15 protein-coding genes are annotated in these 17,184 nt (G+C 61.9%); 3 read left to right on the top strand and 12 right to left on the bottom strand.

Annotated elements, in window-relative coordinates; genetic code table 11:
* Positions 1-236: 236 nt before the first annotated feature.
* The 9 genes from AAAX72_RS09470 to AAAX72_RS09430 all read right to left on the bottom strand — a co-directional run bounded on the left by AAAX72_RS09470 (position 237) and on the right by AAAX72_RS09430 (position 9,770).
* Positions 237-614, bottom strand: a complete 378-nt coding sequence (locus AAAX72_RS09470) for a metal-dependent transcriptional regulator (RefSeq protein WP_349130136.1) — start codon at positions 612-614, stop codon at positions 237-239.
* A gap of 208 nt (positions 615-822) precedes the next feature.
* Positions 823-1,593 (bottom strand): Cof-type HAD-IIB family hydrolase, encoded by a 771-nt coding sequence (locus AAAX72_RS09465; RefSeq protein ID WP_349130134.1) that lies wholly within the window; start codon positions 1,591-1,593, stop codon positions 823-825.
* 6 nt (positions 1,594-1,599) lie between these two features.
* A complete protein-coding gene (locus tag AAAX72_RS09460) occupies positions 1,600-3,459 on the bottom strand; it encodes an ABC-F family ATP-binding cassette domain-containing protein (RefSeq protein ID WP_349130133.1) in 1,860 nt (619 codons plus the stop codon).
* Positions 3,460-3,663: 204 nt separating this feature from the next.
* Positions 3,664-4,536, bottom strand: coding sequence for a phosphate ABC transporter ATP-binding protein PstB (pstB, locus tag AAAX72_RS09455; protein ID WP_349130132.1), 873 nt, complete (start codon positions 4,534-4,536; stop codon positions 3,664-3,666).
* Entirely contained in the window at positions 4,533-5,459 is a 927-nt protein-coding gene (gene pstA, locus AAAX72_RS09450) for a phosphate ABC transporter permease PstA (RefSeq protein ID WP_138341542.1), read from the bottom strand. The genes pstB and pstA overlap by 4 nt, the downstream gene beginning before the upstream one ends.
* Positions 5,452-6,360, bottom strand: coding sequence for a phosphate ABC transporter permease subunit PstC (gene pstC, locus AAAX72_RS09445; RefSeq protein WP_349130130.1), 909 nt, complete (start codon positions 6,358-6,360; stop codon positions 5,452-5,454). The genes pstA and pstC overlap by 8 nt, the downstream gene beginning before the upstream one ends.
* A gap of 24 nt (positions 6,361-6,384) precedes the next feature.
* Complete coding sequence (locus tag AAAX72_RS09440; protein WP_349130128.1) at positions 6,385-7,323, bottom strand: phosphate ABC transporter substrate-binding protein; 939 nt, start codon at positions 7,321-7,323, stop codon at positions 6,385-6,387.
* Positions 7,324-7,616: 293 nt separating this feature from the next.
* Positions 7,617-9,053, bottom strand: coding sequence for a M20 family metallopeptidase (locus AAAX72_RS09435; protein ID WP_349130127.1), 1,437 nt, complete (start codon positions 9,051-9,053; stop codon positions 7,617-7,619).
* Between the two features lie 54 nt (positions 9,054-9,107).
* Entirely contained in the window at positions 9,108-9,770 is a 663-nt protein-coding gene (locus AAAX72_RS09430; protein WP_349130126.1) for an HAD hydrolase-like protein, read from the bottom strand.
* A 156-nt stretch (positions 9,771-9,926) separates the two neighbouring features.
* Here AAAX72_RS09430 and AAAX72_RS09425 point away from each other — a divergent pair, with 156 nt between their 5' ends.
* Positions 9,927-10,787, top strand: coding sequence for a DegV family protein (locus tag AAAX72_RS09425; RefSeq protein ID WP_349130125.1), 861 nt, complete (start codon positions 9,927-9,929; stop codon positions 10,785-10,787).
* Between the two features lie 168 nt (positions 10,788-10,955).
* Here the strand turns inward: AAAX72_RS09425 and AAAX72_RS09420 are convergent, their stop codons facing one another.
* The 3 genes from AAAX72_RS09420 to AAAX72_RS09410 form a co-directional block, all read right to left on the bottom strand.
* Positions 10,956-11,714, bottom strand: a complete 759-nt coding sequence (locus AAAX72_RS09420; RefSeq protein ID WP_117848647.1) for a TIGR00730 family Rossman fold protein — start codon at positions 11,712-11,714, stop codon at positions 10,956-10,958.
* A 233-nt stretch (positions 11,715-11,947) separates the two neighbouring features.
* Positions 11,948-13,087 carry a tRNA guanosine(34) transglycosylase Tgt gene (gene tgt, locus AAAX72_RS09415; protein WP_055285790.1) on the bottom strand — a complete coding sequence of 380 codons (1,140 nt, stop codon included), beginning with the start codon at positions 13,085-13,087 and terminating at the stop codon, positions 11,948-11,950.
* Positions 13,088-13,510: 423 nt separating this feature from the next.
* Complete coding sequence (locus AAAX72_RS09410; RefSeq protein ID WP_006235414.1) at positions 13,511-14,311, bottom strand: SDR family oxidoreductase; 801 nt, start codon at positions 14,309-14,311, stop codon at positions 13,511-13,513.
* A 294-nt stretch (positions 14,312-14,605) separates the two neighbouring features.
* On the opposite strand from AAAX72_RS09410, the gene AAAX72_RS09405 reads away from it, so the two are divergent.
* A complete protein-coding gene (locus tag AAAX72_RS09405; protein ID WP_349130124.1) occupies positions 14,606-16,369 on the top strand; it encodes a hypothetical protein in 1,764 nt (587 codons plus the stop codon).
* A 372-nt stretch (positions 16,370-16,741) separates the two neighbouring features.
* Positions 16,742-17,077, top strand: a complete 336-nt coding sequence (locus AAAX72_RS09400; protein WP_349130122.1) for a hypothetical protein — start codon at positions 16,742-16,744, stop codon at positions 17,075-17,077.
* The last annotated feature ends 107 nt before the right edge of the window (positions 17,078-17,184 follow it).

The raw sequence follows: 17,184 nt of genomic DNA, 5'->3' as shown, positions 1-17,184 counted from the left end.
AAACGAGGGCAGCCCCATGGGCGCCAGCGGAATGTGGGGTCACCGCGCGGTCCGCATCTGATGGTGTCGACGTCAATGGTATACGGGTGCATCATCGACGTCTTCAATACAGAAAATATCAGTGCGGAATGTTTTCAAAACCAAGCCCGGCCCCGGCCTGCGGTAACGTTGCTGGCGGTTCTTGGGCATCGCTTGCTGGCGGGGTTCCTTGTCTGAGTTGGACTTAGTTGGCGGGGCTACTGGTCCCGGTCGCTGTCCCGTCCCAGCATCGCCCTCAGCTTCTCGAAGCTTTCCTCGCTTAGGCAGTGCTCCATGTGACAGCCCTCTTGCGACGCGACCTCAACCGAAACACCCGCATCCTCCAGCAGCCCCACGAAAAAGCAGTGACGCTCCCACATTTGGCGAGCGACCTCCAGACCACGCTCCGTCAGATGAACGTCGCGCTTGCCCATTTCGACATAGCCGTTGCTTTCCAGCGTCGCCATGGCCTTGGAAACGCTCGCCTTGGTTACGCCGAGGTGCTCCGCAACGTCGATCGAGCGCACGATGCCCTGACGTTCCGACAGAACGTAGATCGATTCGAGATAGTCTTCTCCGGATTCACGTAGGGCCATGGGCCGCCTTTCGCGATGATTGCTAGTTAGCCTCTGGATACTTTCCACGGCTAACTTTACCGCAAAAGTTGCCCATGTCTTACTACTTTGTCTAAAAGTTAGACGTGTTTCACAAAATGTGCGGGACGAAAACAAAATGGGGACGCCCCACAAGGAGTGTCCCCCAGCTGCCGGCAGAAAAGGAGCATCCCTAAGTGCCGAGCCGCAGTTATAACAGTCCAAAGTGCTTCGCGGCGTTGTAGATGCCATCGTCGTCCACGGCTGTCGTCACATAGGTCGCTGCAGCTTTCACCGTGTCCTGCGCGTTGCCCATGGCCACACTTGTGCCCACGGCGGCAAACATCGACAGGTCGTTCTCGCCGTCGCCAAAGGCAATCGCCTCGCTCGCGTCGATACCAAGCCGCTCGAGCGTCGCCGCCACGCCCAGGTCCTTGCCGCCGTTAGCGGGAATAATGTCGCAGAACAGGACGCACCAGCGCGTGGTGAGCGAATGCGACACGGCGTCGGTCACGATATGTTCGTCGGCCGGGTCCACAAAGGCGCAGAACTGGTAGACCGGTGCGTCAAAGGCGTGCTCAAACGGCTCCTCGTGGTAGACGATTCCCGCGTTGCTGCCAGCCGTCACCACGCGCTCGGACAGGCGGTTCACAAACGAGTTCTCGCCCTGCATGCACAGCGAGTCGTAGCGCCCCTGCGCCACCTGGTCCACAATCACCGCGACGTCGTCCGGATCGATCGGGCAGCTGCGGTAAACCCCCTCGGCATCAAAGCAGTGCTGGCCCGAAAGCGTAATGTACGCATCCCAGCCCAGGTCGAACAGCCAGTCCGGCATCTGGTAGGTCGGACGGCCCGTGGCGATCACGCACGCAATCCCCTGCTCGCGAAAGCTGTCGAGCACCTGCTGCGCCGACGCCGGAATCCGGTGGGTCTTAAAGCTCAGCAGCGTACCGTCGATATCGAAAAACGCGGCTTTGATCATTCTCGCTTACTCCTCGCCCTCGAGCTTTTCGCTCGCCTCGAGCCACGCCATCTCCAGCTCGTCCATGGCGGCGTGAGCCTCGTCGATCTTTGCCTGCTGCTCGCCGAGCGCCGTGTAGTTGGTGGGATCGACCTGGGCCATCGCGGCCTCGGCCTCCTCAACGCGAGCGCGCTGCGTCTCCATCTTGCGCTCGAGCGAGCTCACCTCGCGGCGGAGCCTCTGACGTTCGGCGTTGGAAAGGCCATTGGGCTGACCGCTTGCCTTAGGCTTTTCGGCCGCAGCTGCCGCGGCACCGGTGTCAAACGTGCCGGTCTTGGCGCTCGGCGCGCCCACGGGCTCGCCTTCGGCGGTAGCGTTGCACAGGCGCAGGTACTGGTCCACGCCACCGGGCATATGCGTCAGGTGGCCGTCGAGCAGCGCCCACTGCTGGTCGGTCACGCGCTCCATCAAGAAGCGGTCGTGCGTCACCAGAATCAGCGTGCCGGGCCAGCCGTCGAGCAGGTCCTCGACAATCGCGAGCATGTCGGTATCCAAGTCGTTGCCAGGCTCGTCCAGGATGAGCACGTTGGGCTCGTTCAGAATCGTCAGCAGCAGCGACAGGCGACGGCGCTGGCCGCCCGAAAGATCGCCGATGCGGCTCCAAAGCTGCTGCGTCGTAAATCCCAGGCGCTCGCAGAGCTTCTCGGGCGAAGTCTCCTTGCCGTCGATGACGTAGTACTTCTTATAGTTGCTGAGCACCTCGCGAATCGTGTCGCCCATGTAGGGCTCGAGCTCCTCGAGCTGCTGCGACAGCACGCCAAAGCGCACTGTCTGGCCGATCTTTACACGGCCGCGCGTGGGTTCAATCTTGCCCTGGATCACGTCGAGCAAGGTCGATTTGCCGGCGCCATTCTCACCCAAAAGACCATAGCGGTCGCCCGCACCAATGAGCCAGGTCACATCGGAGAGCACCTGCTTGGGCGCGCCGCCGGCATCCGCATAGCCGGCGTCCACGTCGACCACGTCGATAACCTGCTTGCCTAGGCGGCTCACGGCGAGGCGCTTGAGCTCCAGCTCGTCACGCATGGGCGGCACGTCGGCGATCAGCTCGCGAGCGGCATCAACGCGAAACTTGGGCTTGGTGGAACGCGCCTGGGCGCCGCGGCTCAGCCACGCGAGCTCCTTGCGTGCCATGTTGCGACGGCGCTCCTCGGTAACTGCGGCCATGCGGTCGCGCTCCACGCGCTGCAGGATATATGCGGAGTAACCGCCCTCGAAGGGATCGACCTGGCCGTCGTGGACCTCCCACATACTGGTACAGACCTCGTCCAAGAACCAGCGGTCGTGCGTGACCACGAGCATCGCGCCCTGGCCGCGCTGCCAACGGGCCTTTAAGTGACGCGCGAGCCAGTTGATGGTGCGCATGTCCAGGTGGTTGGTGGGCTCGTCGAGCATGAGCACGTCGTAGTCGCCGATCAGCAGGCGCGCGAGGTCCACGCGACGGCGCTGGCCGCCCGAAAGCTCGCCAACCGTGCCCTCCCAGGGCACATCGCTAATAAGACCGGCGAGAATCTGGCGCGTGCGGGGGCTCGACGCCCACTCGTACTCAGGCGTGTCGCCCACAACGGCATGATGCACGGTATCAGTATCGACCAGGTTGTCCTTTTGGCCGAGCAGACCGATCGTCGTGCCGCGGCGGTGCGTCACGCGTCCGTCGTCGGGCTCCAGCGTGCCAGCGAGCACGCTCAGCAGCGTCGACTTGCCGTCGCCGTTTTTACCGACAATACCAATGCGGTCGCCCTCGCCCACGCCGAGCGTCACGCTATCGAAAATATGCTTGGTGGGAAACTCTAGGCTGACGGAATCGCATCCCAAAAGAATCGCCATATGCCCTGCTCCTTCGTAGAAATTCAACGTTGTCCATGATAGCAGCGAGCCCCACCCCAAACCACCACGAAGGCGCCTGTCCCCTTTGTGGTGGTCGTTTCGGTCGCAGAGCAAAAGGCGGGCCATCTCCCGCAAGAGATGACCCGCCTCTCCAATCAGTCCTGCGGCAACCGTGGCCGCTGCAGGCCTCAAGCATGTCCCGGACTAGGAGAACATGCCGGTGAGGTAATCATTCAGCCGCTTATCCTTGGGCCGTTGGAAAATCTCGTCAGTCTCGTCGTACTCGACCATATCGCCCATGTAGAAGAACGCCGTGCGGTTGGACACGCGCGACGCCTGCTCCATGTTGTGCGTCACGATAACGATGGCGCGGTCGGCCACGATCGATGACATGAGGTCCTCGATCGCCAGCGTCGAGATGGGGTCGAGCGCCGAGCAGGGCTCGTCGAACAGAATCACGTCGGGGTTGAGCGCCAGCGTGCGCGCGATGCACAGACGCTGCTGCTGACCGCCCGAAAGCGCATAGGCGCTCTTATCGAGCTTGTCTTTGACCTCGTCCCACAGCGCCGCGCCGCGTAAGCTTTCCTCGACCATGCGGTCGAGCTCGTCACGGTCGGTGATGCCGTGGCGCTTGGGCGCAAACGTGATGTTGTCGCGAATGGACTTGCGGAACGGGTTGGGCTGCTGGAACACCATGCCAATGGAACGGCGCAGCTCGTAGGTGTTTTCGGTCTTGGTGTTCACGTTGCGCCCGCGATAGTTGATCTCGCCCTCCACGCGGCAGCCGCGAATCTCGCGATTCATAAGGTTGAGGCTACGCAAGAAGGTCGACTTACCGCAGCCCGAAGGCCCAATGAGCGCCGTGATCTCGCCCTTGTGGAAGTCGAGCGACGTATTGTGCAGTGCATGGTGGTCGTCATAGTACACGTTGACGTCCTTGGTGGAGAGCACGACCTCGTCGCTCACGGCCTTGCCGCTTACGCGCACGCGCCTCTCGCTCTCCCCCACGCTCGACAGGAAGTCCTGGGTCTCGGACGATGCCGCTTCGGTTGCGGGCGTTGCTTTCATCTCGCTCATTCGGCCGTCATCTTCCTTGCCAGTTGCTTGCCCACAATGCGGGCGATTACGTTAAACAGCAGCACGCAAATCATCAGCAGTGCCGCGGTGCCCCAGACGATCTGCTGGGCCTCGGGGCTGCCCTCGCCATAGATCTTGTAGATGTGCACGGCGAGCGACTCGCCGGGACGGAACACGTTCCAAGCGCAGGTGGGGCTCGACAGGTTAAAGCTCAAGAAGTTCAGGCGAACCGGCGAGCTCATACCCGAGGTAAAAAGCAGTGCTGCGGCCTCGCCAAACACGCGACCGGCCGAAAGCACGATGCCCGTCACGATGGCAGGCATGGCCTCGGGGATCAGGATGTGCAGCGTGGCCTCCCAGCGAGTGAGGCCCATGGCCAGGCACGCATCGCGCTGGGCCTGCGGCACGTCCTCGAGCGCCTGCTGGATCACGCGCACCAGGATGGGGATGTTGAACATGGTGAGCGCGACGGCGCCGGAGATGATGGAGTACTTCCAGCCCAGCTGCACCGAGAACACCAGAAAACCGAACATGCCGACGACGATGGAAGGCAGCGAGGACAACGTCTCGATGGCGGTGGAGGCGATGTCGCGGATGGGTCCGTCCGGCGCGTACTCAACCAAAAAGACCGCTCCGCCCAGGCTGATGGGCACCGAGATGATCAGGGTGATCAGCAGCAGGTAGAACGAGTCGAACAGCTGGTAGAGCACGCCGCCCTGCGTTCCGTTGGCGCGCGACGGCTCCGTGAGAAAGCCCGGCTGGAACAGCGTCGAGATGCCCTCGAACAGGATATAGGCCACCATGGAGACGACGATGAGCATGACGATGGCGACGATTGCCGTCAACACGCCCGTGGCGAAGCGGTCCTGCTTTTGGACACGCCCGAGCCTCGCCTCGTCGATGTGGATACGCGTGCTAGCCACGAGCCTTCGCCCCCTTGCGGCCGATAAGGTGGATGATCAGGATGAAGATGAGACTCATGCCCATCAGCAGCAGGCCGAGCGCCCACAGAACATCGTCTTGGGCCGAGCCCTCGGCATAGACCGCCATGGACGTGGTGAGCGTGGTGGTGATGGTGGACGCCGGCGACAGCAGCGACGTCGGCATGGCCTCGATGCCGCCGATGACCATGCGCACGGCGAGCGTCTCGCCAAAGGCGCGGGTCATGCCCAAGATAACCGCGGTCATGAGCGACGGCATGGCGGACTTGAGCACCACGTGCCAGATGGTCTGCCAGCGGGTGTAGCCCAGCGCGAGCGAGCCCTGGCGGTAGCCGTCGGGCACGGCGCGCAGGCCATCGACCGAAAGCGTGGTCATCGTCGGCAGAATCATGACCGCCAGCACGATGGCGCCGGGCAAGATGCCCAGGCCCGTGCTCACGTGGAAAACGCTCTTCATAAGACCGACGACCACGTGAAAACCGATCAGGCCAAAGACGACCGAGGGGATGCCGGTCAAAAGCTCAATGAGCGGCTGAAAGATCTTAGAGCCAAACTTAGGGCTAATCTCGACCGCAAAGATGGCAGAGCCGATGGCGATGGGCAGCGCGATGAGCGTGGAGAGTACCATGACCGCAAACGAGGTGACGATCAGGGGCAGGGCGCCGGTGTAGGGCAGGCCGTTTTCGGCCGTGTTGGCCAGGTCCCACTTGGTGCCGGTGAAGAACTCGGCAACCGAAACGCCATCCTTGAGAAAAGCCGAGAGGCCCTTTTGGGCGACCATGAAGATGAGCGCGGCAACGACAAGCGTCACGAGCGCTACGCACGCGCCCGTGACGCCCAGGCCCACGTTCTCAAGGTCGCGCTTTGGCAGCTGTTTTGCCATTGCAAACCTTTCCGGGGCGATTACTTATTTAGCAGAGACCTTGCCGCTGGCGTCCTTGACGACCTTCATGGCAGAGACGGGGATAAAGCCCTGCTCCTCGACGAGCTTGCCCTGGACGTCATCGGAAAGCATGAACTCCAGGAAGGCCTTGGTGGCCTCGTCGGCATCCTTAGCGCAGTACATGTGCTCGGTAGCCCAGATTTTAAAGGAGTCGTCGGTGACGTTTGCGCTCTTGGGCTCCACGCCCTCGACCTTGATGGCATTGAACTTGGAGTCATCGAAGTGCGAGAAGTCCAGGTAGGAGATGGCGTTGTCGGTGCTGCCCATCTGAGTCTGGACGTCGCCGGACTTGTCGAGCTCGGCGTCGCCCTTAAAATCGACGGCCTCGTCGCCAAAGACAGCCGCCTCAAAGGTGGCGCGGGTACCGGAGCCGGCCTTGCGGTTGAGGACGACGATAGTAGCGTCGTCGCCGCCAACCTCCTTCCAGTTGGTGATCTGGCCGGAGAAGATGCCCTTGAGCTGCTCGAGAGACAGGTCGTCGACCTTGACGTTTTTGGAGACGACGGGGCCCATGCCCACGACAGCGACCTCGTGGTCGACGAGCTTCTTGACCTGGTCGGCCTCGAGCTTGGACTCGGCGAAGACGTCGGAGTTACCGATGGTGACGGTGCCGGCGGCAACAGCGGTAAGGCCCTTGCCCGAACCGTTGCCCGAACCGGAGATGGAGACGTCGGGGTTGGCATCCATGAACTTCTCGGCAGCAGCCTCGACGAGAGCCTGGAACGAGGAGGCACCGTCGTAGGTCACCTCGCCGGAGACGGACTCGGCAGCAGCGGCGCTACCCTTGTCGGCGGCTTCGGATGCGCCGGAGCCGCCGCAACCAACGAGACCGAGACCGACGATGCTGGCAAGACCACCAGCGAGGCCGAGGAACTGACGACGAGAATAAGCCTGATCGAGCATGATCTTCCTTTCATACATGCGACTCGCGGGCACCCTGCCCGCTTTGCTGTTTGGAAAGATACGGCCTCGAGCGGGCGACGACCGCCTTATCTGCGGTTTCTTACGGGCTATTGATAGACCCTTACCGCAAGCTCTGCCCAGCCTTTACAAACGGATAACAATCCAGCGCCGAACATGGCGCACCTTTTACACCAATAAAAACAAAGTTGCGGTGAAATAGTTCCTGCTTGGCCATCAAATGGCCCATTCTAGGAACTATTCCACCGCAACTTAGATTGGGAAACCGCGAGACCTTAAAGCTCTAATTCATTCAAACGGAGGATCGCAACAATATAGATCTTGAGCGCCTGTTTAAGCTGTTCCTCGTTGGCGCACTCATTGGGGCCGTGCATCTGGCCGCCCCACGCGGGCAGCTCCAGGCCGGTCTCTTCGGGGCCAAACGAGACGGCGCGGGCAAAGTTGCGCGCGTACGTGCCGCCGCCCATGGCAAAGGGCTCAGCATGCTTGCCGGTGAACTCGTTATAGGTATCGATAAGCGCCTTCACGGCCGGATCGTCGGCAGACACCGAGAACGGCACCTTCGCGCGACCCAGCTGGCACGTCACGCCAAAACGGCCCACGAGCGGGTCGAGCTGCTCGCGGATGGTATCGGCACTCGTACTGTCGGGGAAGCGCACGTCGATGACCTGCTCAATATGGCCATCCGCCACGCGGATGACTCCAGCGTTGCAGGTAAGCGGGCCAAACGCCGGACTCGTCGCATCGATACCTAGGCCGCGGCCATAGGCATCCGCATACACAAAGGCCAGGAACTTGACGAACTCATGCTCGGCAGGCGTCAGCAGGCGCTCGTCGCGTGCACCAAACGCGTCCTCGGCCTCGCGCAGATACGACACGATCAGGCCGACGGCATTGATCGTTCCCTCGGGCATCGAAGCATGGCCACCGATACCGTGGGCGAAAATCTGCGCATGGCCATTATCAAGCGCCGTGATCTCCAGACGATCGGCGTTCTCGACCGGCGCCGGCAACTCATCGGCGGCAATCGCAAGCTCGCAGATGGACTGCGACGGAATGGCATTGCTCGCCTCGGAGCCGCTCCACGACACGATGCGCCCGCCGTCGATCTTGGGGCTCACGAACGTCGCCCCAAACTGGCCCTTCTCGGCATTGCAGACCGGGAACTCGGCATCGGGCGTAAACAAAAAGTCGGGGTCTGCGTGATTTTCCAGATAATGGTGAACGTCGGACATGCCCACTTCCTCATCGCAGCCCAGCAGCGCGCGGAAGGTATAGCGCGGCACAATGCCGTGCTTGAGCAGGTAGGCACCGGCGTAGAGCGACAACACCGCCGGACCCTTGTCATCAATCACGCCACGGCCGAGCAGCCAGCCCTCGCGACGCTCCATCGCAAACGGGTCGGTGTTCCAGCCGGGGCCGGCGGGCACCACGTCCACGTGGCAGATGGTCGCGAGCTGCTTGTCGCCGCGACCCGGGATATCGGCAATGCCCACATAGCCCTCGTCGTCGCTCGTCTGGTAGCCGAGCTTTTGCGCAATGCCGAGCGCGCAATTGAGCGCATCACGAACCGGGCGGCCAAACGGCGCGCTAGGCTCCGCATCGGCAGCAACGGCTACGGACGGATAACTCACCAGCTGCTCGATATCGGCGACGACATCCTCCCAGACCTCGTCGACATACTCAGCGACGCTCTGCTCCACCTGATTCATGGACTGCCTCCTTACCAATGAGCGACGGGTACGCCCGCCCCTCACATCAAGTACTTATATAGCGAAAAGTTTAGCAAGCTCGGCCACCGAGTGCACCACTGCATCGGCACCCGCCGCCTCGTGCTCGCCCGGCGCCGCCGCGCCCGAATAGATACCGATGCACGGTACGCCCATTGCGTGCGCGCCCTCCACATCGTTGAAGCGATCGCCGATCATCACGGCATCGCACGCCGTCATACCGAGCTCTGCCAGGGCATCGCGGACCGAATCGGCCTTGGTCTCGCGCCCCTGCAGCGGATTCATGCCAGCCACCGCCTCAAACTGAGAAAGACCCAGCTCATGCACCATGTCGATACACTTCGCCTCCATGCGCGACGTCGCCACGGCCAAGCGCTTGCCCTGGGCGACCAACCCATCGAGCAGCTCGGGGATTCCATCGAACACGGGATACTCTTCCGGTCCCAGCTCATCAAAAAAGGCACGGTACTCGTCAGCCACCACAAGCGACTCCTCGCGGGAGAAGCCATAAAAGTCGTGAAAGCTCTTCCACAGGGGCGGCCCGATCATGCGGCGCAGGTCACCCATCTGCCCCTCCGAAAACCCGCGCGCGGCCAACGTCTTGCGCGTCGAGGTCATCACCGCCCGGCCCGTATCGGCCACCGTGCCGTCAAAATCGAACAGCACAACCGGCCGCCTGCATATCTCCAACGCCTCCATCGGCATTCCTCTTCCCCAGTTGATGATTTCCACACCGACACTTCAAACTGTTGACTATTCAACAATTGAACCTAGCAATGTAGAGCAACTCCACTATACTTGTCGCACTTTGCTCTAAGAAGGCGGCACGCAAGCGCCCCAACGAAAGGTGCAATTATGTCTTTTGCCATCATAACCGACTCCACGTCGGACATCTCCCCCGCTCGCGCCCAAGAGCTCGGCATTTACGTGATTCCGCTGCATGTGATTATCGAGGGCGAGGACCTGCTCGACCAGGTGCAGATTACCGCCCAAGAGTACGTCGCCCGCATGGCCGGCTCCGAGCAGCTGCCGCACACCTCGCAGCCGAGCGCCGGCGAGTTCAAGGCACTCTTTGACCGCGTGCTCGCCGACGGCCACGACAGCGCGATCTTTATCTCGCTGTGCAGCGAGTGGTCCGCCTGCTATGCCAACGCCAGCCTGACGGCCGAAACACACGAGCTCGACGTGTGCTGCATCGACTCGCGCACCGGCTCGGGCGCCGAGGGCCTGCTGGTGGAGTACGCACTGGCCATGCGCGAGGACGGTCGCAGCCTGGACGAGACCGAGGCGCAGATCCGCGCGACGCTGCCCGACGCCCACCTGCTGCTGATTCCCCGCACGCTCGAGAACCTCGTTAAGAACGGCCGCGCGCCCAAGCTCGCCGGCCAGCTCACGCAGATGCTCAACATTCGCCTGGCCGTTTCGCCGGAGTGGCAGTCGGGCGAGATCAAGGCCATCAAGAAGGGCCGCGGAGCCAAGCGCATCGTTGCGAACACCATGGCTGACTGCCTCGAGTTTTTGACCGAGCACCCGGGCTCAAGCGTTCGCGTGCTCACGACCGGTGCTGCCGAGGAGCAGGAACTTGTCAACGAGGCGCTCGCGGGCCAGGACTACGTAGACGCCGGCACCGGCCCCATCGGCTGCACCATCGCCACCCATGTAGGCGTCGACGCCATCGCCATCAGCTACTGCCCCCGCTACCAGCCCATCCACTAGGGACGCCCACATCAGTTGCGGTGAAATAGGGACCGTTTTTGGCTTATTAGCTGTCAATCAATCCCTATTCCACCGCAACTTAGAAGCAGTTCATTTGGGACGGGGCTAAAAAGACTGACATGTAACGTTACGCACCGGTCTTTTTAGCCCCGTTCCATTTTTGCTACCCTACATCAGCCCGCTGAGCGCAATGTCGACGGCCTCGTTGAGGTCGTCGGTGATGTGCACCAGCTCCGGATCGAGCGGGCTGATCATACCGGCGTCCATCACCGGACCGTTAAGCCAGTCGAATAGGCCCTGCCAGTACTCGCTGCCTACCAGCACAAGCGGCATGCGCTTGACCTTGTGCGTTTGCACCAGCGTGAGCACCTCAAACATCTCGTCGAGCGTGCCAAACCCGCCGGGAAACACAATAGCGCCCGAGCTGTATTTGACGAACATGGTCTTGCGCACAAAGAAGTAGCGGAAGTCCATACCGAGGTTCACGTATTTGTTGAGCCCCTGCTCGTGCGGCAGCTCAATGCCCAAACCAACTGACTTGCCGTTGACGCTCGCCGCTCCCTTGTTGGCCGCTTCCATGATGCCGGGGCCGCCACCGGTGATAACCGCCACGCCGCGCTGGGCAATCTTACGCCCGACGGTGCGCGCCGCCTTGTAGAGCGTATCGGTCTTGGGCGTGCGGGCGCTACCGAAGATGGTCACCGCAGGTCCGAGCTCGGCAAGCGCGCCAAAGCCGTCGACAAACTCGGCCTGGATGCGCAGTACGCGCCACGGATCGGCATGCAACCAGTCGGTCGACTCCTCGGGCGCCAGCAGGTTAGCGTACGTATTGTCCTTAGGAATCATCGGGCCGCGCATGACCACGGGGCCGCGGCGGTACGTCTCGTCGTAGGAAGGCTCGCCCTCGACATTCTCGTTCTTAATCATGGGTACTCCTATCGAGAAAAAGAAAAACGGGCGGGGTCGACGCCATGCGCCAAACACCCGCCCGAACATCAACTATTCGGTATGGTACCCACGATGTATCAAGTGCTTGCAAGCTATCGGTTAGCGGTCGCGCAACCGACGCCGGCGAATGCGATGCCCGGCGACGGCTGCGCGCGGTCGATTGGCACGCGGTCTCGACATCGCGCGAGTGCCTGCAAGCGCCCGCGCCGCCCTTAGTAATCCACCGCGGCAGGGCTATTCATCCAATCGCTCACGAATGCACCATAGCGACCCTCGATAATGGCCTGGCGAGCACGCTGCATAAGGTTGAGCAGGTAGTAGATGTTGTGCATCGAAAGCAGGATGCCGCCGAGCATCTCCTTCTGCGTGACCATGTGGCGAATGAGCGCGCGGCTGTAGCCGCCCGTGCACACCGGGCAGGTGCAGGTGGGGTCGATGGGGCCGTCGTCGTGCGCAAAACGCGCGTTGCGGAAGTTAAGGCGACCTTCACTGGAGAATGCCGTGCCCATGCGGCCGGTGCGCGTCGGCAGCACGCAGTCGAACATATCGATGCCCACGCCCACGCCGCGCACGAGCGTCGTCGGGTTGCCGACGCCCATCAGGTAGCGCGGCTTGTGCTTGGGCATGTACTCGCTCACAAGCGGCGCCAGGGTCTCGAACATGGTCTCGTGGTCCTCGCCCACCGAGTAGCCGCCGATGCCGTAACCGGGGAAGTCGCCGCACTCCTCCAGATGGCGCAGAGAGCGCAGGCGCAGATCCAGATGCATGCCGCCCTGGACGATGCCAAAGAGCGCCTGGTCATCGCGGGTGTGAGCCTTGTAGCAGCGCTCGGCCCACATGCTCGACAGCTCCACCGCGCGCTCAACGTAGGCGCGCGTGGCGGGATAGCCCGGGCACTGGTCCAGCTGCATGCAGATGTCGGAGCCGAGCTTCATGGCGATTTCCATGTTGTCCTCGGGCGTCCAGAACACGTGGCGGCCGTCGTAGTCGTTGACGATAAAGCGCACGCCCTCGTCGGTGAGCTTGACGGCGTCGTTGTGGCTGAACACCTGGAAACCGCCCGAGTCGGTGAGGATAGGACCGTGCCAGTTCATAAACTTGTGCAGGCCGCCCAGCTCGGCGATAGTGTCCTCGCCGGGACGCATGGACAGATGATAGGTGTTGGCAAGCACGATCTGGGCGCCGAGCTGTTTGACGGTCTCGGTGGGGATGCCCTTGACGTTTGCCTTGGTGCCCACGGGCATAAAGATCGGCGTCTCGATGTCGCCGTGCGGGGTGTGCAGCACGCCGGCACGCGCATGCGTCGTCGGATCCTCGGCGATCAGGTCGAATTTAAAAAGGCTCTGGTCCATAAACTGGAACTCCTTGGTTGCGGTTCATACGCAAACCATTATACGGGCAACCCGCAAAGAGCACCGACTCGACAGAAACTGATGCATTAAACGACTAGTCGTCGGGAACAATCTTCAGCGCCATCTTGCAAAGAAGTGTCCCAATCTGCCGGCACTTAGGGACTGTCCCCAAGTGCCGGCAAGAGTGTCCCTTATGACTAGTCATTTAAGAACGTCCCCAACGACTACGAGATCATCTCCAACAGCCAAGGCAACGCCGATGCTCTGGCGACGTCAGCGAGCGGTCGCCAGAGCGAACAAATTGGCATGAAAAGAGGGCGGCATAGACCTTCTGGTCATGCCACCCTCTTTGAATGACAAGTTGTCGCCCTGGTGACCGCGCAGCGTCGAGCCGTTACGCGGTTTGGTAAAACCGCGTAACTCTTAGGGCCGCTGGCCCATGCCACCCTCGAGGGTGACGGTCTCGCCGTTCATGTACTTAAAGTCGGGACCGCAGAGCTGAACGACCACGCGGCCGATTTCCTTCTCGACGTCGCCGTAGTGACCCGCCGGCGGCATGTGGACATTGGCCTTAAACGCCTCGGGATAGGCATCCTGGAAGTTCTCGAGCGCAGCGGTCCAAGCAAGCGGGCAAACGATATTGACGTTGATGCCGTCCTTGCCCCACTCGTTGGCGGCAACGCGGGTCAGGCCGCGGATACCCTCCTTGGCGGCAGCATAGCTGCACTGGCCATAGTTGCCAAACAGGCCGGCGCCCGAAGCGAAGTTGACCACGGAGCCCTTGGTCTCCTTCAGGTGCGGATAGGCCTTCTGCATGTACAGATAGGTAGCATACAGACCGGAGTAAATGGCCAGGTTAAACTGATCCATGGTGTGATCGGCGATGGTCACGCCCGAGGCGCTAGCCTGAGCATTGTTGACGACGGCGTCGATGCGGCCGAACTCCTCAATGGCCTTGTCGATGACGTTCTGGACGACGGCCTCGTTGTCCTGACCAGCCGAGACATCGGCCTGAACAGGCAGAACCTTGACACCGTACTCGGCCTCGAGAGACTCCTTGGCGGCCTCGAGCTTGGCGACGTTGCGGCCGGTGATGACGAGGTTCGCGCCCTCCTTGGCAAATGCGATATCGATGCCGTAGCCGATGGAGCCAGCGGAACCGTCCTTAAGCGTGGCCTTGCCGCCGCCGGTGACGATCACGGTCTTACCAGTGAAAAGTCCCATACAAAGTCCTTTCAAATCGCGACGGGCACGCCCGCCGACTGCGCGTATCCAACTTCACGCGCCAAAAGCTGAAATGCAACTTTAGCGTGTTCAAGTGAAAAATAAAGGACACAGCGGGCGAACGGCACCACGTCGTTCGGCGAAGGAATTGTCAAGTGCAAACTGGATAAAGTGGCCGAGTTATTGTTATCAGATCGAGCCATCGAACACGTTTTGAAACTTTGCTGCGGCGCGCGGGATGTCGGCGCGAGACTTTATCATAGGGTGACAAACAACGATGAGGAGCACATGCCTATGACAGACGAGCTGGACCCCCAGACTCAAGAGCATATTGATGATCCCGCAGACGTCACCACAGATACTGACGCTGTGACCTGGGATGGTACCGACGTCGACGGCCCCATCTTGGACGAAAGCGCTACGGCGGAAACCCCCGAAACAGAAAACGCCGATGAGCAAAACGACGATGCGCCCGCTCAGGACGACGCCCCTGTACAGGACGACGCCCCGCAAGCAGCGGGCCCCATCGAGGTGTCTTCGGAAGAAGAGCTCGATGCCGTCATGGACTCCATGATGGATGCTGTCAAAGCGATGAAAGACGCCGTCGCCGATGCCGATATCGATGCCGAGGAAGAGGAGGCCGCCGAGGCGGCCTCGACCTTTGTGCCCGGCGAGACTCCGGTTGCCGACCAGGGCAGCACCATGCCCTCGTTTCTGCAGCTCGAGCACCCCACGATTGGCGCCGATGCGGTCGATCCGCACGCAGCAGGCTTTTCTGTGGTCGAGGGCGGTACCGGCAATATCGCCGCGCCGCAGGCTGCCGATGCGGACGCTGCCGACACCGCTCGCCCGACCGCCCCGCACTCCCCCGCCGCGAGCCGCGATCTGGGGACCGCTGTCTCGAACACTGCGAACGCCGTGGGCACCTTTATCGCCCAGGGCGCCTCGGCCATGCGCGAGATGAACGCCGCGAAAAAGGCACTTGCCGATGCCCGCGCCCACCTGGCCGAACTTGAGCAGCGCATTGCCGATCAGGCCGAGGAACTCGAGACGCGCCAGGATATCGCAGGCCGCTACGACCAGATCGTCGCCGACCAGCGCCAGGCGATCGCCACAGCGCAAAAGACCGCTGCGGCAGCCGAGATTGACCGTGATGCCCACGCCGCCAAAGCGACAGAGCTCAAGGGGCAGTTCGAACAAATGAAGACAGAGGATGACGCGACTGAGCTCCGCCTGAAGGCCGCGCTCGATGCCGTGGAGGCCCGCGAGGCGAGCTCGCGCGAGACCGGCAACCGCCTCGTTCGCCGTCTTGAGGATTCCAAGCGCATCCGCGACAAGGTGCAGGCCGAGCGAGACGCCGGCATTGCCGCCGCACAACAAACCGTCGACGCCACGCGCGCCCAGCTCGAGACGCTGCGTCATGAGTATGCCGAGCTGCAACGCAATCCCTCGGCAAATCCCGCCAACTATACGGTGCGCACCAGCGAGCTCTCGATGCAGATCTCCGACACGGCAGATGCCCTGCGAAAAGCCGAAGAAGATGTCCCGCGCATCACCGCCGACCTTGAGCACTCGCTTGCCGCAGCCGAGCAGGCCGTCGAACAGGCTCAAGCCCCCATTGCCGAAGCCAAACGCGCACACCAAGCCGTGACGACTGAGGCCGATGCCGCGCGAGACGAGCTGCAGACAGCGAAAACTGCCGCCACGACGCGCCAGCGCGAACTGCGCGAGAAGATCGCCGCCGAGGACAAGGCACGCCGCGACCAGGAGCAGACCATCGCCAACGCCCAAGCAGATACCGCACATGCGCAGTCGATCATCGAGCAGGCGACCGAAGTACACGACCACCCAGAGATCACTGAGTCGCTTGCAGGATCCTTGGCCCGAGACAAAGCCGAACACGCCGAGACCGAGCGAGAAGTTGCCCAGCTCGAGGCCACCGAGGACGCGGTGCGCGAGCGTACCCGCGACTCACGCATCAAATTCACCGGCGCCATCGTCTGCATCGTCGCCGCAATCCTGGTGATCATCCTGATCTGGCTGTTCGCGAGCAAGTAAACTAGCTGCCAAAAAGCTCAACGCAGTTGCGGTGAGATAGTTCCTGTTTAGCCCTCAAAAAGCCAATTCAAGAACTATCTCACCGCAACTTATTAGATTGATGCAAGGCAATCTATCCCTCTTGCACCAATCTCTTGACATAAGGAGTGTCCCCAGGTGCCGGCACAAAAGGAACGTCCCCAAGTGCCAAGTGCCCAATGACTACTCAACAACCACGGCAACACCGATGTAATGGCAGAGTCAGACACTATGACCCAATCCAGGGGCACGGAAACGACAGGAGCCCCCGCTCGTGACCGCGGGTCGGGGCTGCGACAATGTTGTTGAAGTGCCAGAGGCGCAGCCGCGCCGCAACGAGGTTGGGAGGCTCCCGTGCCTAGATATTCTACCGCCTTCGGAATGGACGTACACCTCAGGTCCACCACCGTCTGCGCGCTCGACGCGGAGACGGGCGAGGCCGTGACGAGGAGGTTCCGCGGCAACCCCTGGGGCGAGGTCGCGGAGTGGATGTCGGGCTTCCCCGGCCCGTCGCTCGCCGCCTACGAGAGCGGCTACCTCGGCTTCGCCCCGCAGAGGGAGCTCTCCGGGCTCGGCGTCGACTGCGTCGTCGCGGCCGTCTCCAAGGTCCCGAGGTCGGCGGCCGACCTCTCGTCCAAGAACGACCGCAACGACGCGGCCAGGATGGCCAAGGTGTTAGCGTCAATATAATTTTCACCATTTCCACCAACGCATTTTCGCCAATCGCGCCAACGCGGATACGCCGGATTCGCCAACGCGGATGTGCCGCTTTCGGCGCCTAGGCGCCCTCCTCCTTC

The organism is Collinsella sp. CLA-ER-H8, assembly GCF_040092335.1.
Lineage (GTDB): Bacteria > Actinomycetota > Coriobacteriia > Coriobacteriales > Coriobacteriaceae > Collinsella.
The sequence above is the reverse complement of the archived record's forward strand: the minus strand, read 5'-3'. Positions and strand labels throughout refer to the sequence as shown.